The 22,305-nt window shown below is 71.3% G+C and carries 27 protein-coding genes and 1 riboswitch; of the genes, 12 read left to right on the top strand and 15 right to left on the bottom strand.

Annotated features, from left to right (window positions below):
* Positions 1-27: 27 nt before the first annotated feature.
* The 3 genes from ABD811_RS16910 to ABD811_RS16900 form a co-directional block, all read right to left on the bottom strand.
* The gene (locus ABD811_RS16910; protein WP_344947995.1) at positions 28-1,017 is read right to left on the bottom strand and encodes a malate dehydrogenase; all 990 of its coding nucleotides are present in this window, start codon (positions 1,015-1,017) and stop codon (positions 28-30) included.
* A 394-nt stretch (positions 1,018-1,411) separates the two neighbouring features.
* Positions 1,412-2,626: an NADP-dependent isocitrate dehydrogenase gene (locus ABD811_RS16905; protein WP_344947992.1), complete on the bottom strand. Its 1,215-nt coding sequence runs from the start codon at positions 2,624-2,626 to the stop codon at positions 1,412-1,414.
* A 112-nt stretch (positions 2,627-2,738) separates the two neighbouring features.
* Positions 2,739-3,206 (bottom strand): DUF3017 domain-containing protein, encoded by a 468-nt coding sequence (locus ABD811_RS16900; RefSeq protein WP_344947989.1) that lies wholly within the window; start codon positions 3,204-3,206, stop codon positions 2,739-2,741.
* Positions 3,207-3,521: 315 nt separating this feature from the next.
* Between ABD811_RS16900 and ABD811_RS16895 the strand changes: the two genes are divergently transcribed.
* Complete coding sequence (locus ABD811_RS16895; protein ID WP_344947986.1) at positions 3,522-4,250, top strand: FHA domain-containing protein; 729 nt, start codon at positions 3,522-3,524, stop codon at positions 4,248-4,250.
* A gap of 163 nt (positions 4,251-4,413) precedes the next feature.
* On the opposite strand, the gene ABD811_RS16890 is transcribed toward ABD811_RS16895, so the two are convergent.
* From ABD811_RS16890 to purN, 4 genes are all read right to left on the bottom strand, one after another.
* Positions 4,414-5,268: a bifunctional methylenetetrahydrofolate dehydrogenase/methenyltetrahydrofolate cyclohydrolase gene (locus ABD811_RS16890; protein ID WP_344947983.1), complete on the bottom strand. Its 855-nt coding sequence runs from the start codon at positions 5,266-5,268 to the stop codon at positions 4,414-4,416.
* A gap of 69 nt (positions 5,269-5,337) precedes the next feature.
* Positions 5,338-5,423, bottom strand: a riboswitch (ZMP/ZTP riboswitch).
* A gap of 40 nt (positions 5,424-5,463) precedes the next feature.
* The gene (locus ABD811_RS16885; RefSeq protein WP_344947980.1) at positions 5,464-5,643 is read right to left on the bottom strand and encodes a hypothetical protein; all 180 of its coding nucleotides are present in this window, start codon (positions 5,641-5,643) and stop codon (positions 5,464-5,466) included.
* A gap of 216 nt (positions 5,644-5,859) precedes the next feature.
* Positions 5,860-7,440 carry a bifunctional phosphoribosylaminoimidazolecarboxamide formyltransferase/IMP cyclohydrolase gene (purH, locus tag ABD811_RS16880; RefSeq protein ID WP_425549417.1) on the bottom strand — a complete coding sequence of 527 codons (1,581 nt, stop codon included), beginning with the start codon at positions 7,438-7,440 and terminating at the stop codon, positions 5,860-5,862.
* Entirely contained in the window at positions 7,403-8,080 is a 678-nt protein-coding gene (gene purN / locus ABD811_RS16875) for a phosphoribosylglycinamide formyltransferase (protein WP_344947974.1), read from the bottom strand. The genes purH and purN overlap by 38 nt, the downstream gene beginning before the upstream one ends.
* A gap of 135 nt (positions 8,081-8,215) precedes the next feature.
* Here purN and ABD811_RS16870 point away from each other — a divergent pair, with 135 nt between their 5' ends.
* Complete coding sequence (locus ABD811_RS16870) at positions 8,216-8,731, top strand: hypothetical protein (RefSeq protein ID WP_344947971.1); 516 nt, start codon at positions 8,216-8,218, stop codon at positions 8,729-8,731.
* On the opposite strand, the gene ABD811_RS16865 is transcribed toward ABD811_RS16870, so the two are convergent.
* From ABD811_RS16865 to sucC, 4 genes are all read right to left on the bottom strand, one after another.
* A complete protein-coding gene (locus ABD811_RS16865) occupies positions 8,728-10,581 on the bottom strand; it encodes a cell division protein PerM (protein WP_344947968.1) in 1,854 nt (617 codons plus the stop codon). The two genes, ABD811_RS16870 and ABD811_RS16865, sit on opposite strands and share 4 nt — an antisense overlap.
* Positions 10,582-10,671: 90 nt before the next feature.
* On the bottom strand, positions 10,672-10,794 hold the full coding sequence (locus ABD811_RS16860) for a hypothetical protein (protein WP_344947965.1): 123 nt from the start codon (positions 10,792-10,794) through the stop codon (positions 10,672-10,674).
* Positions 10,795-10,967: 173 nt separating this feature from the next.
* Positions 10,968-11,855, bottom strand: a complete 888-nt coding sequence (gene sucD, locus ABD811_RS16855; protein WP_344947962.1) for a succinate--CoA ligase subunit alpha — start codon at positions 11,853-11,855, stop codon at positions 10,968-10,970.
* Between the two features lie 2 nt (positions 11,856-11,857).
* Complete coding sequence (sucC, locus tag ABD811_RS16850) at positions 11,858-13,048, bottom strand: ADP-forming succinate--CoA ligase subunit beta (RefSeq protein WP_344947959.1); 1,191 nt, start codon at positions 13,046-13,048, stop codon at positions 11,858-11,860.
* Between the two features lie 360 nt (positions 13,049-13,408).
* Between sucC and ABD811_RS16845 the strand changes: the two genes are divergently transcribed.
* On the top strand, positions 13,409-14,836 hold the full coding sequence (locus tag ABD811_RS16845; RefSeq protein ID WP_344947956.1) for a glycoside hydrolase family 15 protein: 1,428 nt from the start codon (positions 13,409-13,411) through the stop codon (positions 14,834-14,836).
* Positions 14,837-14,849: 13 nt separating this feature from the next.
* Here ABD811_RS16845 and ABD811_RS16840 read toward each other — a convergent pair whose 3' ends face one another.
* A complete protein-coding gene (locus ABD811_RS16840; RefSeq protein ID WP_344947953.1) occupies positions 14,850-15,389 on the bottom strand; it encodes a GNAT family N-acetyltransferase in 540 nt (179 codons plus the stop codon).
* A 49-nt stretch (positions 15,390-15,438) separates the two neighbouring features.
* Between ABD811_RS16840 and ABD811_RS16835 the strand changes: the two genes are divergently transcribed.
* Both ABD811_RS16835 and ABD811_RS16830 read left to right on the top strand, forming a co-directional pair.
* Positions 15,439-16,029 carry a TetR/AcrR family transcriptional regulator gene (locus ABD811_RS16835; protein WP_344947950.1) on the top strand — a complete coding sequence of 197 codons (591 nt, stop codon included), beginning with the start codon at positions 15,439-15,441 and terminating at the stop codon, positions 16,027-16,029.
* 50 nt (positions 16,030-16,079) lie between these two features.
* On the top strand, positions 16,080-16,490 hold the full coding sequence (locus ABD811_RS16830; protein WP_344947948.1) for a hypothetical protein: 411 nt from the start codon (positions 16,080-16,082) through the stop codon (positions 16,488-16,490).
* 20 nt (positions 16,491-16,510) lie between these two features.
* Here ABD811_RS16830 and ABD811_RS16825 read toward each other — a convergent pair whose 3' ends face one another.
* Complete coding sequence (locus ABD811_RS16825; RefSeq protein WP_344947945.1) at positions 16,511-17,287, bottom strand: endonuclease/exonuclease/phosphatase family protein; 777 nt, start codon at positions 17,285-17,287, stop codon at positions 16,511-16,513.
* A gap of 344 nt (positions 17,288-17,631) precedes the next feature.
* Between ABD811_RS16825 and ABD811_RS16820 the strand changes: the two genes are divergently transcribed.
* Positions 17,632-18,462 (top strand): NAD(P)-dependent oxidoreductase, encoded by an 831-nt coding sequence (locus tag ABD811_RS16820; RefSeq protein WP_344947943.1) that lies wholly within the window; start codon positions 17,632-17,634, stop codon positions 18,460-18,462.
* A gap of 36 nt (positions 18,463-18,498) precedes the next feature.
* Positions 18,499-18,852 (top strand): winged helix-turn-helix transcriptional regulator, encoded by a 354-nt coding sequence (locus ABD811_RS16815; RefSeq protein ID WP_344947941.1) that lies wholly within the window; start codon positions 18,499-18,501, stop codon positions 18,850-18,852.
* Between the two features lie 32 nt (positions 18,853-18,884).
* On the opposite strand, the gene ABD811_RS16810 is transcribed toward ABD811_RS16815, so the two are convergent.
* Positions 18,885-19,424, bottom strand: a complete 540-nt coding sequence (locus ABD811_RS16810; RefSeq protein ID WP_344947939.1) for a hypothetical protein — start codon at positions 19,422-19,424, stop codon at positions 18,885-18,887.
* Between the two features lie 8 nt (positions 19,425-19,432).
* On the bottom strand, positions 19,433-19,876 hold the full coding sequence (locus ABD811_RS16805; protein ID WP_344947936.1) for an ATP-binding protein: 444 nt from the start codon (positions 19,874-19,876) through the stop codon (positions 19,433-19,435).
* A gap of 353 nt (positions 19,877-20,229) precedes the next feature.
* Between ABD811_RS16805 and ABD811_RS16800 the strand changes: the two genes are divergently transcribed.
* From ABD811_RS16800 to ABD811_RS16780, 5 genes are all read left to right on the top strand, one after another.
* A complete protein-coding gene (locus tag ABD811_RS16800) occupies positions 20,230-21,111 on the top strand; it encodes a helix-turn-helix domain-containing protein (protein ID WP_344947934.1) in 882 nt (293 codons plus the stop codon).
* Entirely contained in the window at positions 21,108-21,308 is a 201-nt protein-coding gene (locus ABD811_RS16795; protein ID WP_344947931.1) for a DUF397 domain-containing protein, read from the top strand. Before ABD811_RS16800 ends, ABD811_RS16795 begins: the two co-directional genes overlap by 4 nt.
* Positions 21,305-21,505 (top strand): DUF397 domain-containing protein, encoded by a 201-nt coding sequence (locus ABD811_RS16790; RefSeq protein ID WP_344947928.1) that lies wholly within the window; start codon positions 21,305-21,307, stop codon positions 21,503-21,505. The genes ABD811_RS16795 and ABD811_RS16790 overlap by 4 nt, the downstream gene beginning before the upstream one ends.
* Before the next feature lie 252 nt (positions 21,506-21,757).
* On the top strand, positions 21,758-21,898 hold the full coding sequence (locus ABD811_RS16785; protein WP_425549416.1) for a DUF397 domain-containing protein: 141 nt from the start codon (positions 21,758-21,760) through the stop codon (positions 21,896-21,898).
* 67 nt (positions 21,899-21,965) lie between these two features.
* On the top strand, positions 21,966-22,112 hold the full coding sequence (locus ABD811_RS16780) for a hypothetical protein (RefSeq protein ID WP_344947923.1): 147 nt from the start codon (positions 21,966-21,968) through the stop codon (positions 22,110-22,112).
* Positions 22,113-22,305 lie beyond the last annotated feature (193 nt).

The following is a 22,305-nucleotide window of genomic DNA, read 5'->3' as shown; positions in this document are numbered from 1 at the left end:
GGTCCGGGGCCCCGCAGGTCGGCGCGGTCAGACCAGGCCGAGCTTGCGCACGGCGTCCCGCTCCTCCGCCAGCTCGTTGACCGAGGCGTCGATGCGGGCCCGCGAGAAGTCGTCGATCTCCAGCCCCTGGACGATCTCCCAGCGGCCGTCCTTGCAGGTCACCGGGAACGAGGAGATCAGGCCCTCGGGCACCCCGTAGGAGCCGTCCGACGGCACGGCCATGGACGTCCAGTCGCCCTCCGGCGTTCCGTTCACCCACGTGTACACGTGGTCGATGGCCGCACCGGCGGCGGACGCGGCGCTGGACGCCCCGCGCGCCTCGATGATCGCCGCGCCGCGCTTGGCGACCGTCGGGATGAAGTCGTTCTCCAGCCACTCGCGGTCGTTGACCGTCTCGGCCGCGTTCTTGCCGCCGATCTCGGCGTGGAAGATGTCCGGGTACTGGGTGGCCGAGTGGTTGCCCCAGATCGTCATCTTCTTGATGTCGGCGACGGACACGCCCGCCTTCTTCGACAGCTGCGCCAGGGCGCGGTTGTGGTCCAGGCGGGTCATCGCGGTGAACCGCTCGGCGGGCACGTCCGGGGCGTTCCGCTGGGCGATCAGCGCGTTGGTGTTGGCCGGGTTGCCGACGACCAGCACCTTGATGTCGTCGGCGGCGCCGGCGTTGATGGCCTGCCCCTGCGGCTTGAAGATCCCGCCGTTGGCCTCCAGCAGGTCGCCGCGCTCCATGCCCTTGGTCCGCGGCCGCGCCCCGACCAGCAGCGCGACGTTGGCGCCCTCGAACGCGGGCGTCGGGTCGTCGAAGATGTCGATCCCGGCCAGCAGCGGGAAGGCGCAGTCGTCCAGCTCCATGGCGGTGCCCTCGGCCGCCTTGACCGCCTGCGGGATCTCCAGCAGCCGCAGGCGTACCGGGACGTCCGCGCCGAGCAGCTGCCCCGACGCGATGCGGAACAGCAGCGCGTAGCCGATCTGGCCCGCGGCGCCGGTGACGGTGACGTTGACTGGGGTGCGAGTCATGCGCTCATCTCCTGCTGTGACCTGACGGGGCCGGTCGGCCGCCGGTGGATCTCCGGCGCGGACGCCCGGGGGCGGGCCGCCGCGCGGTTTGTCTCGTTGTCGAGATACCGCCCGCCAGGCTATCGCGCGCCGACGCGACGGCTTCCGCCAGGTGTCGCTGCTCGCGTACCCCGAAGAAGCACACATACGCCCGAACACGCCGAAGGCCGCCCCGGGATCACCGAGACGGCCTTCAGATGCCCATCCCCGCGTGCGCGGGGAGCACGTTGTGTCGCCCCCGACGAGCAGGGCCAGGTCGGGACCATCCCCGCATCCGCAGGGCAGATGCGGAGAATCTATGTCACCTCACGTAGCGTTGCCCGCGAAGGCGGACCACGAATCAGGAGGGGTTACCTCACCTGGCGACCTTCTTCTGGAGGTTGACGTCGAGCGCCTCCAGGAACTCCTGCGTGGTCAGCCAGCTCTCGTTGCCGACCAGCAGGGCGAGGTCCTTGGTCATCTGGCCGTTCTCGACGGTCTCGATGCAGACCTGCTCCAGCGTGTGGGCGAACTGCGCGACCTCTGGCGTGTTGTCCAGCTTGCCGCGGTGGGCCAGACCGCGCGTCCAGGCGAAGATGGACGCGATCGGGTTGGTGGAGGTCGGCTTGCCCTGCTGGTGCTGCCGGTAGTGCCGGGTGACGGTGCCGTGCGCGGCCTCGGCCTCGACGGTGCGGCCGTCGGGGGTCATCAGCACGGAGGTCATCAGGCCGAGCGAGCCGAAGCCCTGCGCCACCACGTCGGACTGGACGTCGCCGTCGTAGTTCTTGCAGGCCCAGACGAAGCCGCCGTCCCACTTGAGGGCCTGGGCGACCATGTCGTCGATCAGCCGGTGCTCGTAGGTGAGGCCCGCGGCCTCGAAGTCGGCCTTGAACTCGGTCTCGTAGACCTCGGCGAACAGGTCCTTGAACCGGCCGTCGTAGGCCTTGAGGATCGTGTTCTTGGTCGACATGTACAGCGGGAAGCCGCGGTCGAGCGCGTAGCGCATGGTCGCGCGGGCGAAGTCCCGGATCGAGTCGTCGAAGTTGTACATGCCCAGCGCGACGCCGCCGCCGGTGAACTTGGCGATCTCCATCTCGATGGGCTCGCCGCCGTCCTCGGGGACGTAGGAGATCGTCACCGTGCCGGGGCCGGGGACGACGAAGTCGGAGGCGCGGTACTGGTCGCCGTGGGCGTGACGGCCGATGATGATCGGCTTGGTCCAGCCGGGCACCAGGCGCGGGATGTTCGACACCACGATCGGCTCACGGAAGACCACGCCGCCCAGGATGTTGCGGATCGTTCCATTGGGCGACCGCCACATCTTCTTGAGGCCGAACTCCTCGACGCGGGCCTCGTCCGGGGTGATCGTCGCACACTTGACGCCGACGCCGTGCTCCTTGATGGCGTTGGCGGCGTCGATCGTCACCTGGTCGTCGGTGGCGTCCCGGTGCTCGATACCCAGGTCGTAGTACTTCAGGTCCACGTCCAGGTAGGGCAGGATCAGCTGGTCCTTGATGAATTGCCAGATGATCCTCGTCATCTCGTCGCCGTCGAGTTCGACGACCGGGCCCGCTACTTTGATCTTGGGCATGCTGTTGCTGTCCCTCTTCCTACACCGGCCGGCAGTCCTTGTAAGGCTCAACTGTGTAGGCTAGCCGACCGCCCGTACCGGTCTAGACCTGCCCCTTACCTCACAATTCCCATCACAAGGGGTGAACCGGCACACCCCCGGCATCGTCGGCCCCGCGCCGGTGCGCGCCGCGCCGTTCGAAGAGCACGTACCGCAGGACGCGCAGCAGCCCGGCCAGCCCGACCAGCACGCCGAAGGCGGCGGCCACGGCCAGGCCCGCCTTGTTCATCGGGGGGATGCTGAGGGCGGCGAAGGCGGTCAGCTCGCCGAGGACGACCAGCGTCCAGCAGTCCAGCGAACGGCTGCGCACCGCCAGCAGCCCGAGCTGGGACTCCGGCAGCAGCGCCCGGGCCAGCGCGCCGAACAGCAGCGCGGCGGCGATCAGCATCGAACCCTTGCGGAAGTAGGCCATCGAGCACAGCACCAGCCCGCCGGCCACGCCGCACAGCACCAGCAGATAGGGCAGCCGGCTCAGCCGGTTGGCCCGCGCGCCGCCCGCTCCCGGGGCCCGCCTCCGCCGCCGACCCAGCTCCGCGCTCATGTGTGTTTCCCTCACCGACCTCACCGAAAGGTCTGACACACCAACCGTAGCGGTTGGAATTTCCGCCCGGGGCCCGCAGCGGACCCTCCGGACGCCTTCCGGATGTAACGTCGACTACGAAGGCATTTTCCACCGCTTTGCAGGACCGAGGTTGAAAATTGACGGCCGTCTGGGCGGGACACCTGGGGTTTCGCGAACGCACTGGGACGCCGGACGCCTTGTGTCACGGGTCCTACTCACCAGTAGGAGGGTGTGGCGCTACCGGGTCCGGGTAACCCGGCAGACAGGGGTCGCTAACTAGCTGGGAGGACTGCCGTGGAGGGGCCGTTCATGCGGATCGAGGACAGCGGCCTGGTGATGCCGCTGCGCCCCGACGTCACGACGGTCGGGCGAGGGCGCGGAGTCGACATCCGCCTCGACGACCCGAGTGTGTCCCGATTGCACGCAGAGATCGTTCGGCGCGGCCCGTACGTCTATGTCGTCGACATGGGCCTGTCCCGTAACGGGACCCGGGTCAACGGCCGCCCGATCGCCCGCCGCGTACTGGAGGACGGCGACGTCGTGAGCTTCGGCACGGCGCGCTGCCGGATGGGGGGCATCCCCCGGGAGGAGGTCGATCCGGACGTCGAGCTGCGGCGCGCCGTGGCCCCCGAGCTCACCCGCCGGGAGGTCGACGTGCTGACCTCGCTGTGCCGGCCCGCCCTGTCGGACGAGGCGTTCGTCGCGCCCGCCACCGCCCGTGAGATCGCCGCCGACCTGGTCGTCACCGAGGCCGCGGTCAAGCAGCACCTGCTGCGGCTCTACCAGAAGTTCCGGATCCCCGAGGGCGCCAACCGGCGCACCCGTCTCGCCAACGAGGTCATCGCGATGGGGCTCGTCCGCCCTCTGCCGCCGGTGCACGTGCCGCAGCAGCAGAACCGGACGCCGATGGACGCCCGCACCACGGAGGTCCGCCGTCCCGGTCACGCCCCGAGCCATCCACCGGGCCGCATCGGCGCGCCCGGCCGTCCCCCGGCGGGCACGGCGGGACGGAGGGCGAGCTGACCTGACGCACTGAGCTTGCGGCCGCTCCCACGGCAGCGCAAACGGGGAGCGGTGCGCAAGGTTCGCCCGTACGGGGCCATGCGCCGAGGGCCACGGTCCCGTACGGGTGAACCCCCTGTCGGCTCAGCCGCATCGACCGAGGGTCACGCGGTCACGACCACGCTCAGGCGCCGGCCGCGGCCTCGGCGGCCTCGACGACGTTGGCCAGCAGCATGGCGCGCGTCATGGGGCCGACACCGCCGGGGTTGGGGGCGACCCAGCCCGCCACCTCGCGGACGTCCGGGGCGACGTCGCCGGTGAGCTTGCCGTCCACCCGGGACACGCCCACGTCCAGCACGGCGGCGCCGGGCTTCACCATGTCCGCGGTGATCAGGCCGGGGACGCCGGCGGCGGCCACGACGATGTCGGCCTGGCGGGTGTGCGCGGCCAGGTCGCGGGTGGCGGTGTGGCAGGACGTCACGGTGGCGTTCTCGGAGCGGCGGGTGAGCAGCAGGCCGAGCGAGCGGCCGACGGTGAGGCCGCGGCCGACGACGGTGACCTCGGCGCCGCGCAGCGGCACGTCGTAGCGGCGCAGCAGCTCCAGGATGCCCTTGGGGGTGCACGGCAGCGGGGCGGGCTGCATGAGGACCAGCCGTCCCAGGTTGACCGGGTGCAGCCCGTCGGCGTCCTTGGCCGGGTCGATCAGCTCCAGCACGCGGTGCTCGTCGAGGCCCTTGGGCAGGGGGAGCTGGACGATGTAGCCGGTGCAGGCGGGGTCGGCGTTCAGCTCGGCGACGGCGCGTTCGACGTCCTCCTGGGAGGCGTCGGCGGGCAGGTCGCGGCGGATGCTCTCGATGCCCACCTCGGCGCAGTCGCGGTGCTTCATGTTGACGTAGGCGTGGCTGCCGGGGTCGTCGCCGACCAGCACGGTGCCGAGGCCCACGCCGACACCGCGTTCGCGCAGCGCGTCGACCCGCTTCTTCAGGTCGGCCCTGATCTCCGCGGCCGTGGCCTTGCCGTCCAGGATCCGTGCAGTCATACGCACCTCCGCGCTGTCGTGGCCGGGGTCCTGTGTGGACGGGCTCGTCGCGGGTTCCCCGGCTGCCGTCCCGTACACCCAGGCGCGCGGTGTCCGGATGTCCTTCGCTCCCCGGTGGTGAATCCACCTTGTCCGCGCCAGTCGCGTCCCCGCCATGCTATCGGCCGGGGCCGGGCGGCGGCGCGGCCGGCCGGATCACTCCTCGTCGGGGCGTCCGCGCCAGGCGATCAGGCGGTCGGTGCCGTGCCAGCCGAGCTGGGCGGCCAGGATCGCGGCCAGGACGGCGGCGGCCAGGCCGATCAGCTGCCGCGACTCCAGGAGCAGGGAGGTGGTCTGCATGACCATTCCCACCAGCAGGGACACAACGAAGTCCATCGCGCCTCCAAAGGCTCAACGGTGGTCGCCTGCCGCGAGCACGGGCCAGGCTTCGGGCGCGCCGGACGTCACGGGGGGTGTGCGGACGCGACCGACGGCGAGGCTACCAAGCCCACGGGAATGAAATCGCCCAAACGACCACAGGCGGCGCGAACGCCACCGGCCCGGTGCGACGCACCGGGCCGGTGGAACGTCGGCGGCCGAACGTCGGCGGCGTCAGTGGAAGAAGTGGCGCACGCCGGTGAAGTAGAGCGTGATGCCCGCGTCCTTGGCGGCGGCGATCACTTCCTCGTCGCGGATGGACCCGCCCGGCTCGACGATCGCCCGCACGCCCGCCTCGGTGAGCACCTGCAGGCCGTCGGGGAACGGGAAGTAGGCGTCGGACGCGCCGACCGCCGAGGCGGCCCGGTCGCCCGCCCGCGACACCGCCAGCCGCGCCGAGTCGACCCGGTTGACCTGGCCCATGCCGACGCCGACGGTGGCGCCGTCGGCGGCCAGCAGGATCGCGTTGGACTTGACCGAGCGGCACGCCTTCCACGCGAACGCCAGGTCGCGCAGCGTGGCCTCGTCGGCGGGGGCGCCGGTCTTCAGCTCCCAGTTCGCCGGGTCGTCGCCGGGGGCGTCCACCTTGTCGACGCTCTGCAGCAGCACGCCGCCGTCGATGCGCCGGTACTCCTCGGCGCTCGCCGGCCCCTCGGGGCAGCGCAGCAGCCGGATGTTCTTCTTGCGGGTGAGGATCTCCAGGGCGTCGTCGTCGAAGCCGGGCGCCACGATGACCTCGGTGAACACGTCGGCGACCTGCTCGGCCATCGCCGCGGTCACCGGACGGTTGACCGCGATGACGCCGCCGTAGGCCGACACCGGGTCGCAGGCGTGCGCCTTGCGGTGCGCCTCGGCCACGTCCGCGCCGACCGCGATGCCGCACGGGTTGGCGTGCTTGATGATCGCCACGGCGGCCTCGGCGAAGTCGTAGGCGGCGCGGCGGGCGGCGTCGGCGTCGACGTAGTTGTTGTACGACATCTCCTTGCCGTGCAGCTGCTCGGCGCCCGCCAGCCCCGCCGGGCCGTCCTGCGCGGTGTAGAGCGCGGCGCGCTGGTGCGGGTTCTCGCCGTACCGCAGGACGGCCTTGCGCTCCCAGGCGGCGCCGAGGAAGTCCGGCCAGCCCGACTCCTCGGCGTCGGCGTCGGCCGCGTACGGACCGGCGAACCACGACGCGACCGCCACGTCGTAGGCGGCGGTGTGCGCGAACGCGCGCGCGGCCAGGCGGCGCCGCTCCTCCAGCGTGAAGCCGCCCGCCGCCACGGCCTCCAGCACCTGGCCGTAGGCCGACGGGTCGACGACGACGGCGAGGCTGGCGTGGTTCTTGGCGGCGGCGCGCACCATCGTGGGGCCGCCGATGTCGATCTGCTCGACGCACTCGTCCGGCTTGGCGCCCGACGCGACGGTGGCGGCGAACGGGTACAGGTTCACCACGGCCAGGTCGAACGGCTCGACGCCCAGGTCCTCGAGCTGCTGGACGTGGTCGTCCTTGCGGCGGTCGGCCAGCAGCCCGGCGTGCACCTTGGGGTGCAGGGTCTTGACCCGCCCGTCCAGGCACTCGGGGAACCCGGTGAGCTTCTCGACCTTCATGACGGGCACCCCGGCGGCGGCGATCCGCGCCGCCGTGGAGCCGGTGGAGACGATCTCCACCCCGGCCTCGTGCAGGCCGCGGGCCAGTTCCTCCAGCCCCGTCTTGTCGTACACGCTGATCAGCGCGCGCTTAATCGTCACCCGACTCACCGGCCGAGCTCCCCTCATCGTCTCCGTCTACGGACGTGTTGCAGGTCCCGCACTTCATGGAGACCCGTCTGCCCTTCTGGGTCCAGCCGTCGCGGGCCAGGCGGCCCACGACCTCGACCAGCAGCCGGCGCTCCACCTGCTTGATGCGCTCGTGCAGGGAGTCCTCGTCGTCATGCCAGCCGACCCGGACGGTCTCCTGGGCGATGACGGGTCCGGTGTCCACGCCTTCGTCGACGAAGTGAACGGTACAGCCCGTCACCTTCACCCCGTAGGCCAGGGCTTGGCGGACGGCGTGCGCCCCGGGGAAGGAGGGCAGCAGCGCGGGATGGGTGTTGATGGTGCGGCCGCCGAACCGCTCCAGGAACCGCGGGCCGAAGATCTTCATGAACCCGGCGGAGACGACGAGGTCCGGCTTGTGCTCGGCGACGGCGTCGGCGAGGGCGGCGTCCCATCGCGCGCGGTCGGGGAAGTCGGGCACGCGGACGGTGAACGTCGGCAGTCCGGCGCGTTCGGCGCGCTCCACGCCGCCGGTGCCGTCGCGGTCGGCGCCCACGGCCACCACCTGCGCACCGTAGGCTGGATCCGCGCACGCGTCGAGCAGCGCCTGTAGGTTGGTCCCCGCGCCGGAGACGAGGACGACGAGCCGGGCGGACACCATGACTCCCTGGTGGACGTTGGGGTTAACGGACCTGCGCGGCAGTGTCCGGGGCACTGACCGCCCAGCACGAAGCCTATCGGCCGTGCTCGGCGCGCCCCAAAGCGCATCCGACCCCAGCGGCCAGGAGGAATGAACGTGAGTGAGCAGCCGGGCCAGGGCGACGGCGGCACCGCCCCTCGCCAGGACACCGGCCGGACCCCCGGCGACGACACCGCCCCCGGCGGTCCAGCGGGGCCGCCGCCCGCGGGGCGCCCCCCGACGAACGGCCCCGAGGACCGCACCGGCTGGCGGGCCCTGTGGCTGGGCGTCGGCGCGCTGGCGCTGGCGTGGCCCCTTTTCCCGCTGGCGCTGGTGCTGGGCGTGGCCTCGCTCGTCGTGGGCGTCAAGGCCCAGCGGCGCGCGCGCCGGCACAACGTGCTCGCGCCCGGCGCCGGCCCCGGCATGGTGCTCGGCGCGGTGGGGCTGGCCATGGCCGTGGCGGCGGCCGCGGTGTCGGTGCTGATCGGGCCGGAGATGAACGGCTACACCAAGTGCATGGACACGGCCAACACCAAGATCGACGAGGACGCGTGCCGTGACAAGTACATCCCGAGGATCGAGGAGAAGCTGAACCTGCCCAAGGGCAGCATGTCCGGCACCGTTCTCCCCTAGCGGTCCCCTTCGTCCTTCAGGACGTAGATGGCGCCACCGCGGTTCTCGGTGCGTTCGCGCGGTTCGGGTCCGGCCGCGTCGTCGTGGGACGGCCGCCGCTCGGCCTCCTCGGGCTCCGGGGCTCTCGGCTCGGGCGCGTAGGGCTCGGCGGCGTGCCCGTCCTTGTGCCCGTCTACCAGCCCGTCGTCGTGCCCGTCGTCGTGCCGGGCGCGGGCGGCGGACGGCGGCGCGCCGGCGCCGGGCCGGTCGGGCCCGTCGGCCAGGTCGGGCAGCGGATCGGTGGTGCGCGGCCTGTTCCGCGCGGTGCGGCGCGGCGCGAGGACGGGTTCGGCCTCCTCGAATTCGAGGGGGTCGGCGGCGTACGGCGACTGCGGAGGCTCAGGCGCGGCGACGGGCCGCGGCGCCTCCGCGGACGGCACCGGCACGGGGTGCGCCTCCGGTGTCTCCGGCGTCGCGGGGCCGGCGGCGGGCTCGGGCTGGTGCCGCTTCGCCCGCTTGGGCCGCCGGGGCCGCTTGGTGCCGCGGATCTTGCGGCGCCGCTCGGCGCGTTCGGACGACGCCTCGCCGGGACGGCGCAGGATCAGCCAGTTCGCCGTCCACGCCGCGATGGCCGCCGAGATGCCGATCTCCAGGGCCGCCAGCAGGCCGACCTGCCAGGGCGACGGCCCGACGGTGGCCATCCGGCCGCCGCCGATCGGGCCGCCCGACAGCGCCGCCAGCAGCGCCGCGACCAGGCCCGCCAGCGCCCCGGTCAGGAACCCCCACAGCGGCGCCGCCTCGTAGGACCGGCTCGGCATGGACCGCACCGTGAGCACCCCGCCGACGGCGCCCGCGGCGAACGGGGCGGCCAGCGCCACCAGGGACACCAGCGGCGCCGGCCCGGGCTCGGGCAGCGCGGCCAGCGGCGGGAAGGCGGGCATGACGTCCAGGAACACCCCGGTCGGCGACACGCTGGTGCCCGCCCCGACGGAGAAGCCCGGGCCGACGGCGTAGGACATGCCCCAGATCACCGCGTTCGGCAGGAACGCCAGCTCGATCAGCAGCAGCAGGGCCCCGCCGACGATGCCCGGGGCGAGCATGTCATACAGCTGGGTCGCCTCGTTCAGGTGCACGGCGAGGGACGCGCCGACCAGCACGGCCCCGGCGGCCAGCAGGACGGCGAGGGCGCCGGCGATGCCGACCACCAGCGAGCGGGGCCGTTCCGGCAGCAGCCGCAGCAACGCGCCGAGCCCGGAGCGCACCCGGCGGCCGGCGGCGACGTGGGCGACGACGGCCCGCGCCGCGCCCAGCCCGCCCGCGATCACGGCGACGACGAAGCAGGCGACCAGCGCCTGCCAGGCGGACGGGCGGGTCACCGGCGAGCTGGCGGCCAGGGCGAGCAGTCCCGCCAGCAGGGCGTAGGGAACGGCCAGCGCCACCGCGACGTGCGCCACGGCGACGCGCGGTCGGCGGCGCACGCCGCCGACCCGGATCATCCAGCCGCCGCTGCGGTACAGCAGCGCGCCCGGGATGACGAGCAGGCCGAGCGGCAGCAGCCCGACGCGGCCGTGCTCGACGGTGAATCCGGCGTGGTGGGACACCAGCCAGAACGTGACCGCCGTCCGGAACACCCCGGGCATGCCCGCGCCCAGCGCCGTGCGCGGTGCGGCGATCCAGCCGACGAGGGTGATGGTGGTGAGCACGGCGAGCCCGATGCCGATGCACCACAGCGCCCCGACCAGCCCCGTCACGTACAGGGGACGCGACACCGCGGCGGCGGCCTGCGGGGCCGCCCTGCCGGACGCCGACGCCGCCCTCGGCTGCTCGGGGGGCGGTGAGGTCACGCTGGTCTCCGGGCTCACATCGCTCACGGCGTCCATGCTGGCACCCGGGGCCCGCGCAGCCGGGGCCTCTCACCCGCCCGGCGTGTCGCCTTGCTGCGGATTGGTGACGGGCGGACGTCAGGCGTAGTGGTGTTCGTACAGGGCCCAGACGCGGGGCAGGCGGCGCCGGGTCTCGGCCTTGTCCTCCTCGAAGTCCCACATGGGTTCGAAGATGAGCCGCCAGAAGTCGTCTCGGTTCACGGCACGCACCCTGCCAGCCGCCACCGACAGAACCGCCGCGAGGCCGCCGGAGAGTGGACCGGAGAACGAAAGACGCCCGGGCCGCCGGGACGGGCGGCTCGGGCGTCTTTCCGGAACTGCGACGCGCCTCGTCAGAGGTTCCTCGTCAGACGTTCCCCGTCACAGGGTCCGCGTCAGAGGTTCTGCATGATCTCGCGCATGAGGCGGGCGGTCTCGCTGGGGGTCTTGCCGACGCGGACGCCGACCTTCTCCAGCGCCTCCTTCTTGGCCTGCGCGGTGCCCGCCGAGCCGGACACGATCGCACCGGCGTGGCCCATCGTCTTGCCCTCGGGCGCGGTGAACCCGGCGACGTAGCCGACGACCGGCTTGGTGATGTGCTGCTCGATGTAGGCGGCGGCGCGCTCCTCGGCGTCCCCGCCGATCTCGCCGATCATCACGATGGCGGCGGTGTCGGGGTCGTCCTGGAACGCCTGCAGCGCGTCGATGTGGGTGGTGCCGATGACCGGGTCACCGCCGATGCCGACGCAGGTGGAGAAGCCGATGTCGCGCAGCTCGTACATCATCTGGTACGTCAGCGTGCCCGACTTGGACACCAGCCCGATCCGGCCGGGCGAGGTGATGTCGGCGGGGATGATGCCCGCGTTGGACTTGCCGGGGGAGGCGATGCCCGGGCAGTTGGGGCCGATGATCCGGGTCTTGTTGCCCTTGGCCTCGGCGTGGCCCCAGAAGTAGGCGGTGTCGTGCACCGGGATGCCCTCGGTGATCACCACGCACAGCGGGATCTCGGCGTCGATCGCCTCGACCACGGCGTCCTTGGTGAACTTCGGCGGGACGAACACCACCGACACATCGGCGCCGGTCTCGGCCATGGCCTCGCGCACGGTGCCGAACACCGGCAGCGTGGTGCCGTCGAAGTCGACGCTCTGCCCGGCCTTGCGGGCGTTGACGCCGCCGACGACCTGGGCGCCCGCGGCGAGCATGCGGCGGGAGTGCTTCATGCCCTCCGAGCCGGTCATGCCCTGCACGATGATCTTGCTGTTCTCGGTCAACCAGATGGCCATGCTCATGCACCTGCCGCAGCGAGTTCCGCGGCGCGCCGGGCCGCGTCGTCCATGGTCTCGACCTGCTCGACGCCGGGCAGCGCCGCGTCGCTCAGGATCTTGCGGCCGAGCTCGGCGTTGTTGCCGTCGAGCCGGACCACCAGCGGCCGGTCGACGTTCTCGCCCCGCTCGGACAGCAGCTTGTAGGCGGACACGATGCCGTTGGCGACGGCGTCGCACGCGGTGATGCCGCCGAACACGTTCACGAAGACGGCCTTGACGTCGGCGTCCGACAGCACGATCTCCAGGCCGTTGGCCATGACCTCGGCGGAGGCGCCGCCGCCGATGTCCAGGAAGTTGGCCGGCTTCTGCCCGCCGAACTCCTCGCCCGCGTAGGCGACGACGTCCAGCGTGGACATGACCAGGCCGGCGCCGTTGCCGATGATGCCGACGGTGCCGTCCAGCTTGACGTAGTTGAGGTCCTTGGCCTTGGCGCGCGCCTCCAGCGGGTCGGCGGCGGCCTTGTCCTCCAGGGCCTCGTGCTCGGCCTGCCGGAACCCGGCGTTGTCGTCCAGGGTGACCTTGCCGTCGAGCGCCTTCACCTGGCCGTCGGTGGTGAGGATCATCGGGTTGACCTCGACCAGGGTGGCGTCCTCGTCGGTGAACACCGCCCACAGCCGCTCGATGAGGGTGGCGGCGCCCTCCTGGGCCTCGGCCGGCAGCTTGCCCGCCTGGGCGATCTCCAGCGCCTTGGCGCGGTCGACGCCGTCCAGCGCCGACACCGGCACCTTGGCCACGGCGTCGGGGTTGGTCGCGGCGACCTCCTCGATCTCCATGCCGCCCTCGGCGGAGCAGATCGACAGGAAGGTGCGGTTGGCCCGGTCGAGCAGGAAGGAGAAGTAGTACTCCTGCGCGATCGCGCTGCCCTCCTCGACCAGGACCTTGTGGACCGTGTGGCCCTTGATGTCCATGCCGAGGATCTGGCCGGCCAGGGCTTCGGCCTCGTCGGCGTTGTCGGCGAGCTTCACGCCGCCGGCCTTGCCGCGGCCGCCGGTCTTGACCTGGGCCTTGACGACGACCTTCGAGCTTCCCGCGGCGAACAGCTCCTCCGCGGCGGCCCGGGCTTCCTGGGGAGTATGGGCGACCTTGCCGGTAGGCACCGGTACCCCGTACTCGGCGAAGAGTTCCTTCGCCTGATGTTCGAACAGGTCCACGAGGCGTCCCTTGTAACGGATCGACAGCTGATGACCGCGCGAGTGGGGGGTGTGCAACACGGGGGTCCGTGGGGCCGCCACACCCTGCGGTCCGCTCCGTCGATGCAGCCTAGCCCCTTACCAGGAGTGACCGGACGCCAGGGGGAAGGCTCGGCGCGGGGTTCTCGGCCCCGGTGTGACGTCAGGGAAGGATGTCCGGTCTCACCGGCCCCGGGATGTGACCGGCGTCGCCGACGGTACCGATATGGCACCTGAGAAGGATGTCGTGTTTGACCTGCAGGAGGAGAAACCGCGGCACACCCTTTGATGTACTTGTCTTCGCCTTGCGGTAATGCGGGGTGAAGAAGGGGAGAAGGGCCGGTGGCCGAGGACCGGGTGGGGGCCGCGCGCGACGGCGGTCCGCGCAGGGTGCGGCGCGCTGTGGCGTTGCTGCTCGTCGCCGGTCTGGCGGCCACGTGCGGGGCGCGCATGCCCAGCGGAGGCGGGCCCGGGTGGGACAGCCCGGGGCTGGTGGGCGGCGGTGGCTGGCCGTTCGCCGGGGTGCCGCTGGACGCCGAGGAGGAGGACGGCGCCGCGTATCTGCCGGGCAGCTCGGTGGTGCGGCTGCGCGACGGGCGGGTGCGGCTGGTGCCGTTCGGCGCCGAGACGGCGATCACAGTTCCGGCGTCCGATCCGCGGGTGCGGCAGGCGGTGCGGTCCGACAGCCTGTGGCTGACGCGGGGCACGGTTCCGGGACAGACCGCGACCGAACGGGAGATGGCCGAAAGGGCCCTGCTCGACCTGCGTCTGCTGACCCGTCCCAACGGGGCGTCGCTGGCGTCGTGGTACGGGGCCTGGCGGTACGCCTGGCCTCGGGACGCGGCGTTCGCGGCGGCGGCGTTCGCCGTCACCGGGCACACGCCGGAGGCACGGCGGGTGCTGCGGTTCCTGGAGCGGGTGCAGACGGACGAGGGCCGGTGGGCGGCCCGGTACCACCCCGACGGCAGCGCGGTGATCGACGGCCGCGACCCGCAGCTCGACTCGCTGGGCTGGGTGGTGTGGGCGAGCTGGCTCGTCCACACGCACGATCCGGCGGGAGCGGGACGGCTGCCGGAGCTGTGGCCGATGGTGGTGCGCGCCGCGGACCAGCTGGCCTCCTCGCTCGACTCCGAGGGGCTGCCGCCGCCGTCGTCGGACTACTTCGAGCGTTCACCCGGCACCGAGCAGGACCCGGACCGTCCCACCCTGGGCGTCGTGGGGCCGGTGCTGGCGGGCCTGCGCGCGGCGGCCGCCCTGGCGCGCGACCGCGGCGACCTGGCGCGGTCGTCGCACTGGCAGAACGCCTCGCTGCGGCTGTCGAACGCGGTGGCGCGGCATTTCGCCCCTTACGGCTACCCGCGTTCTCCGGTACGGGGCGGCCGCATGGACACCTCTGTGACGTTCGTCGCTCCCCCGTTCGCCCCGCAGGACTGGGGGGTGAGCGCGGCGGTGCTGAACGCGGCCGAACGGCTCACGCTGCCGAACGGCGGGGTGCTGCCCGGCGAGAAGTGGGCGGGCAACCGGACCGTGGCGTGGACCCCGGAGATGGCGATGTTCGCGTTGACCGCCGCCTCGTCGGGCCGAGTTCAGGAGGCGCGGGCACGCCTGGACTGGCTGGCCCGGCACCGCACGTCCCTGGGCGCCCTGCCGGAGAAGGTGGACGCCAAGGGCCGCCCCGCCGGTGTGGCGCCCCTGGGCTGGACGGCGTCCCTGGTGCTACTGACCCTCACGGCCCTGGAGCACCCCCTGCCCGTGCCGCCCGTTCCCTGACGAAGCCTCGCGGTCAGCGCCACTCGTCGGCCAGCAGCGACCAGATCTGCTCGTCCCGGCGCTCGCCGTGGAACACGTAGGACTGCCGCAGCGTCCCGTCGAGCCGCATGCCGAGCCGCTTGGCGACGGCCTGGCTGCGCAGGTTGTCCGGCGCGCACCGCCACTCCACGCGCACCATGCCGCGTTCGCCGACCGCCCAGTCGATCATGTGGCGGACCGCACGGGTGACCAGCCCGCGCCCCTCCGCCTCAGCCTCCAGCCAGACTCCGACCTCGCAGACGCCCACCGCGGTGTCGAACGTCCGGAACACGGTGCCGCCCCGGAGCACACCGTCCACCCAGATCCCGTAGATGCGGCCGGTGTCGGCGGCCTGCCGGTCGGCGTAGTCGCGCAGGAGCGTCCGGGCCTTTTCTACGTCCGTCACCGTCGTGGCCCAAGGGATCCAGTTGGCGATGTGCGGGCGCGCACGCTCGCCGTGGGCCAGGAACTCCTCCGCCTGCCACGGCTCCAGCGGACGCAGCCGCGCCCCGTCCCCCAGGTCGACACCGAACACGCTGACCTCCAGAGTGCGTACCCAACGTTTGTTACGTACTCTATGGCGCATGCCCGCACGAGGTGACCATGACGCCCGGCGACGTGACGTGTCCGAGGCGGTGTGGCGCGTCCTGTCCGAACGCGGCTTCGCGGGGCTGACGCTGCGCGCGGTGGCGGCGGAGATGGGCGCCTCGACGGGCCTGCTCACCCACTACTTCCCGAACAAGAAGGCGCTGATCGCGCACGCCCTGGACGTGGCCGACGAGCGCACCGAAGGCCGCGCCCGCCGCGTCCCGTCCGACGAGGGCCTGGCCGCCCTGCGCGCCGCCCTGCTGGACGTCCTCCCCCTCACGCCCGGCGCCGCCGTGATGAACCGCGTGTGGGTGGGGTCCTGGGACGGCTCCCTCGGCGACCCCGACCTGGCCGACCGCGAACGCCGCCGCTACGACCGCTGGCGCGCCCGCCTGTGCGTCCACGTGGCCGCCGCCCGCGACCGCGGCGAACTGCCGGCCTCGGCCGACGTGGACGACACCGTCGCCACGGTCGCCGCCTTCACCCACGGCCTGGTCGTCCAGGCCCTCTTCGACCCGGACCGCTTCCCACCCGATCGTCAGCGCACCCTCCTGGACGACTTCCTGAACGCCCTGCGCACGCGCTGACGCCGTCAGGCCGGCTTGACGTCAAGCTGCCTTGACGGCAGGCTCGGATCATGTCCACACCCGAGGCGCTCGAACGAGAATTCACCCTCCGCACCGCCGTCGCCCGCTACGACGAACTCGCCACTCGGCACGCACTGGCCGTCACCGGCCCGGAGGCCGCCGAGGCCGCGACGCCCGCCCTCACCCGCGAGGAGTCCCTGGAACTCCTCGCCCTGGGAGAAGTGATCGCCCGCAAGGCCGCCTACGGCCGCCAGCTGGTGGTCCGGTCGGCGCGCGCGGCCGGTGCGTCCTGGTCGCAGATCGGCGCTGCCCTTGGCTCCAGCAAGCAGGCCGCCTGGGAGGCGCACCACCGCTGGATCGACGAGCAGGCCCGCCGCGACCCCGACGGCGGCCACTGGGGCCTCACCCCCGAGGAGGAGTCCGCCGCCCGCACCCTGGCCGGCCCCTCCGACGACGCCTAGCGCCGCCGACCATCGGGGGTTCACGACGCCGCGCGCACGTCAAGCCGCAGATGCGCGATCACGGGGAAATGGTCCGACGGGTAGACGCCGCCGACCTGCCATGGATCGATCTCGCTCCACAGCGTCTCCACGGCCCCACGTGACAGGATCCAGTCGACCCTTCTCCCGCCCGGCACCGGCGCCTGCCAGCGAGCGTCGGTCTTGTACTGGGCGCCACGCCGCCGAGCCGTCACCCAGGTGTCCTGGAACGCGTCCGTCCCGGTCAGCATCGAGTACGGCCGCGAATTCCCCGCAGCGGCATTGAAATCGCCGGCGGCGAGCACCGGAACGCCGGCCTCGAATTCACGCACCTTCTTGAGCACAAGCTCGGCACTCTTCACCCGCGAATTCTCCGACTCGTGATCGAAGTGGGTATTGAGCTGGTAGAAGACGACACCGGTCCGCCGGTCGCGCAGTTTCACCCACGTCACCATCCGGACGTACCTGTTTCCCCAGGTCGCCGAGCCGATGACGTCAGGCGTGCCCGACAGCCAGAAGTGGCCGGAATCCAGAACATCGAACCGCTCGGCACGGTAGAAAATGGCCAGAAACTGATCCCGAGTGTCACCCCGTAACCCCATGCCGACCCACCGGTGACCGGGCAGCGCTCGTTCCAGATCCCGCATCTGCGGCCACTTGGCCTCCTGCACGCCGAGCAGATCCGGATCGTGCTTGCGCAGCAACCGCTTCACCAGCGGCAACCGCGTCCGCCAGTCCCGAGGCGGCGGATCGGCCACACCCCGCACGTTGTAGGTCATCACCCGCAACGTCGGATCGCGCCCCGCCCCAGGCCACGCCGCCATGAATCCCGACAGTCCGAGCACCGCCAAGCCCGCCGCCAGCACCCCGGCCCACCGCCGCCCCACCGACCACCCGGAACGGCCCATCAAGCCCCCTCCCACAGAGGCACCCCACCCACCCAACCGTAACCCGGCCGCCTTCGGCTCCCAGGAGAGGCGTGCGTCACCTCCCGTGGAAATGCCTTTCGTTCGAGCCCTTCCCTTCCGCAGGCCCGCACTCCGCGACAACTAACCTTCAGGTAACCACGCACTTCAAAGTGCGTTCTTGTGGCACGAACCGCTGCCGGTGAAAAGTGTTCCGCATGAGCGAGCAGCATGAACGAATCAGCATCCTCGGTCTGGGCGCCATGGGGCGCGCGCTCGCGGGCGCGCTCCTCGCAGCCGGTCGCGAGGTGACGGTCTGGAACCGCACTCCCGGAAAGGCGGGCGACCTTGTCGCACGCGGCGCGCGGGAGGTGTCGAGTGTGGAAGGGGCGATCGATGCGAGCGACCTGACGGTCGCGTGCCTGCTGGATGACGCCAGCGTCCGCGAGACGCTCGCCCCGGTGGTGCAGAAGCTGGCCGACAGGACGCTCGTCAACCTCACCAGCGGCTCCGTGCGGCAGGCGCGGGAGCTCGACCGGTGGCTCAAGGAGTACGGGGTGCGTTTCCTCGCGGGCGGGATCATGGCCGTACCGCCGACGGTGGGGACGGAGGGAGCGTTCATCCTCTACAGCGGTGCGCGTGACCTGTTCGACCGTGTCGCTCCCGCGCTCAGCCCTCTGGGCCGTCCTCACTGGGTGGGCGAGGACCCGGGGTTCGCGGCGCTGTACGACATGGCAGCACTGAGCGGTATGTACGGCATAGGGGCCGGGGTGGACCACGCCGTGAGGATGCTCCACGCGGAAGGCGGCGACGTGGAGACGTTCAAGCGCGAGGTGCTGCGGCCCTGGCTGGAGCAGATGCTCCCGATCTTCGTCGCCGGCGCCGACGTGAGTGACACCGTTCCGGACGAGTACAACCCCGAGATGCAGGCGGTCGGCCTGGAGAACATCCTCGCCGCGTCCGGGGAAGCGGGCGTGCCCGCGGACCTGGCCGGACACCTGCGCGCCTCACTGTGGCGGATGCGACGGGCCGTCGCCACCGCCGGCTGAGTCCGTCCGCGAGTAGGGCGGGCCGTCCCGGCTACCATGAGGCAGGTGCGCAACCCGCCCTACATCTGCGCCCTCGACGCCGCGATGGATGTCGTCGGGGGCAAGTGGAAAGCGCTGATCCTGTGGGCGCTGGACGAGCGGATCCATCGATTCGGCGAGTTGCGCCGGAGCCTCCCAGGCATCAGCGAGAAGGTGCTCACCCAGCAACTCCGCGAACTTGAGGCGGACGGCATCGTCAGGCGAACCGTGTTCAACGAGACGCCGCCCCGGGTCCAGTACGAACTGACCGACGAAGGCGTCGCCCTCTACGCGGCGCTCAGCGCCCTGGGCGAATGGGGCACCCGCCGAATGCGCGAACTCGACATCGTCCCCACCCACGGCCAGCAGTAGGCCGCGGCGCCGGGGCGTGCGCCAGGCGCCTCCTATCCAAGGGAACCTTGTGCATAGCGACGGTAGTGCTCGCTGAGGGCGCCCGTGGGGAGGTCGGGCCACTGAGTGAGTGCACCGGTACGGCGATCGACGACCACCACCGTCTCCCCAGGTGCGGATCGGACGATGAATCCCGCGTCGAACTCTTCGACTGCCACCGCCACCGCACGTCCCGCCTGATGGGCGAACCAGCCTTCGGCCCGGCGCCACGCCTCGGCACGGTCGACACCACTGAATCGCACCCTGTACGCGGACAGCGCCTCGGCCACGCCGCGCACCGTGCGGCATTTCGCCGTGCCGCACGACATGCACACGTCCCGGTCGTGGGGGTCCCGACCGTGACGGTGGATGCCGAGGACGGTGTTGAGCGCCGCCGCCAGGCCCAGCGCCAGTGACCGCGCCTCGCGGAGGAAGGCCGCGGTGAAGTCGTCCAGCCCGGCCGACTCCACGAGCGAGGCGATGGCGTCCGGGTCGGCGCGCATGGCCGTTCCCAGCGCGGAGCACACCTGGTCGACGGTCTGCTCGCGCACCACCCGCCCGTTCATGCGGCCGCCACCCAGGACACGCCGGACGACGCGAACACGGCCGTGACCGTCCGGGCCTGCTCGTTGCCGAACCAGCCCCATCCCGCCGCCATCGCCGAGATCGTCCGCAGCCCGCGCCCGCACTCCGCGAGCTCACCGGCGTCCACGACGGCCGGCTCGTTCGGCCCGCCCTGGTCGCTGACCGCGACGGCGACGAGCGCGTCCCAGCGGCCGACGTCGACCGCGAACGTCCCGCCGGGCCCGCCCGACCTGGTGTGCCTCAGCGCGTTCACCACCAGTTCGTCGGCGGCCAGCGTCACCTCGTCAAGGAAGGGACAGTCGTCCAGCAGCGCCGCCACGAACCGCCGCGCGGCCGCCGCGTACCGCGCCTGCCCCGGAAAGGACCGCCGCCAGCGCATCCCGCCCGCCGGCTCGCTCGCGAAGAAGATCGAAACGCACATCGCACACCTCGGGAATGGACGAAGTCGGATCAAGCGGCCCCCCGGCCCGCTCACCACCACATCGTCACCCCCCGTGGCCACCCGCACACGATGAACCCACCAGCAAAGTCATCGAGCTACATGATCAGCACTGATCACGGTCTGCACGTCCAACTGTCGAACGTGCAACTCCCGAACGTGCACGACTCGCATGTGCGGAACTCGCACAGACCAGATTCCGCTGCCCCACCTCTCCTACCTTCGGGATCGCCACCTACCTCCACCGAAAACAGGCAACCCGATTGCGCGCGACCGGATGATTGCGCATCGTTAGTGCTCCGTACTCTGTGTGACCAAGCTGAGGGAGGAAGGCCATGCCGAGTCCCTACGTTCGCCGCCTACTTCTCGCCGCAGAGATCCGCAAACTGCGCGAGAGTCGTGACCTGACGACTGACGAGTTCGCCCGACTCGTCTACCAGTCCCGCTCCAAGATCATCCGGTTGGAGAACGGGACACTCCGCGTCGACCTCTACGACCTGATGAACATGCTCGACCGGCTGGAGGTCACCGGAACCCAGCAAGAAAAGATCATCCGACTTGCCCGCGACGCTGGCGAGAAGCACTGGTGGGACCGCTATGGCAATGCCATGGGGCCCCGGCAACGCCTCTACGCAGACCTCGAATCCGGTGCCGACACGATCCGCGAGTACAACCAGACGGCGATACCTGCCGTTCTCCAGACCCCCGAGTTCGTCGACGCACTGGTGGAACTCGATCGCTGCCAAGGCTCGCTCGACTACCGCCCCGAACGGATGGCCGAGGCCCGCAAGCAGCGCCAGAACCACCTACTGAAGGAGGACGGCCCCACCTACGAGGCCATCGTGGACGAGTACGTCATGCACCGCTTGGCCGTCCCGCGCCCGGTCATGGCCGCCCAACTGCGCCACATGGTGGACGTGGTCACAGCCGAGGAACGCATCATCGTCCGCATACTCCCCAACAACGTTCTGATCCCCGGCGGTCTCCTGCCCCTAGCCTCGTTCTCGCTCTACACGTTCCCTGACCCAGGGGACCCGCCGATGGCGGTGGTCGAAACCGTCACCACAGATCTCGTTCTCACCCAACGTCGGGAGGTAGCACGGTATACCGGGATGTACAACCGACTTCGAGATGCCGCACTATCCAGGGAGCGCAGCCTCGCGCATCTAAACGAGGTGGCCGACCGGCTAACCGACGAGAGGAAACTCACAGCATGAGCAGGCACTACACCAACTGGCGCAAGTCACGCCACAGCCAGCCCAACGGCAACTGCGTTGAGATCGGACGGGCCGACGACGGCACCATCGGCATCCGCGACACCAAACAACACGGCACCGGCCCCATCCTGGAGTTCACCCAGGCCGAGTGGGCCACCCTCGTCCACAGGATCCGCACTCACCAACTCAACACATGACCAGGCAATACACCCACTGGCGCAAGTCACGTCACAGCGAGCCCAACGGCGAATGTGTCGAGCTGGGACGAGCCGACGACGGCACCATCGGCATCCGCGACACCAAGCAGCACGGCACCGGCCCCACCCTCGAACTCACCCCCACTGAGTGGGCCGCCTTCGTCCGCAAAATCCGAAAGCACGACATCAACGCCTGACCAGGCACTGCATCCGGTGACGCAAGCCAGCCTCAACGAGCCCCTCTCAGCGCGTGCGTCCAGGTCGGACGAGCCGATGACGGAACCATCGGTGAACGCGACACCTGGCAGCACGTCCCGGACTCGTGCAGAGGCCCACCCAGCCGGTGCGGGGCACTTCCGCCCAGAGACGAACACATGGCAGGTCAGAGCATGGCCGAGAGATATACCAACTGGCGTAAGTCTCCCCACAGCGATCCGGACAGCCACTGCGTGGAGGTTGGACGAGCCGACGACGGCACCATCGGCATCCGCGACACCAAGCAGCACGGCACCGGTCCCGTACTTGAGTTCAACCCCGCCGAGTGGGCCGCCTTCGTCCGCAAGATCCGAAAGGCGGGAATCAACGGCTGACCAGGCATTACCGGTGATGCAAGCCAGTGTCACCAATCCCGACGGTGCGTGCATAAAGGTTGGGCGGGTGACGGACCACACCATCGGCATCTGCGAGCCGCAGAGTACGGCATGGGGCCGCGAGGTTGAAGGGCTTGGCCAGGAAGGAAAAGAGCACCTTCCCGGCCTTAAAGCTTCGGGCGCGCGAGCCTACGCTAAAGCCCATGGCGAGTGACGGGCGCGTGCTGTGGGTGAAGCCCTTCGATCCTGGCCATCACCAGGCGGACACGGCCGGGCGCCGTGGCGAGTGTGGTTGGCATGGTCAAACACAGCAGCGCGGGACATGCCCCAACCCCCCATTCGCCAGCGTCAAGCTTCAGTACGCCGACTACGCGCCGGTTCAGTCCGCGTGCGAGCGCGCGTTGGTG

The sequence above is a fragment of the Actinomadura miaoliensis genome (assembly GCF_039536785.1).
In the GTDB taxonomy this organism is placed as follows: Bacteria; Actinomycetota; Actinomycetes; order Streptosporangiales; family Streptosporangiaceae; genus Spirillospora; species Spirillospora miaoliensis.
This window is presented reverse-complemented; position numbering and strand designations above follow the sequence as displayed.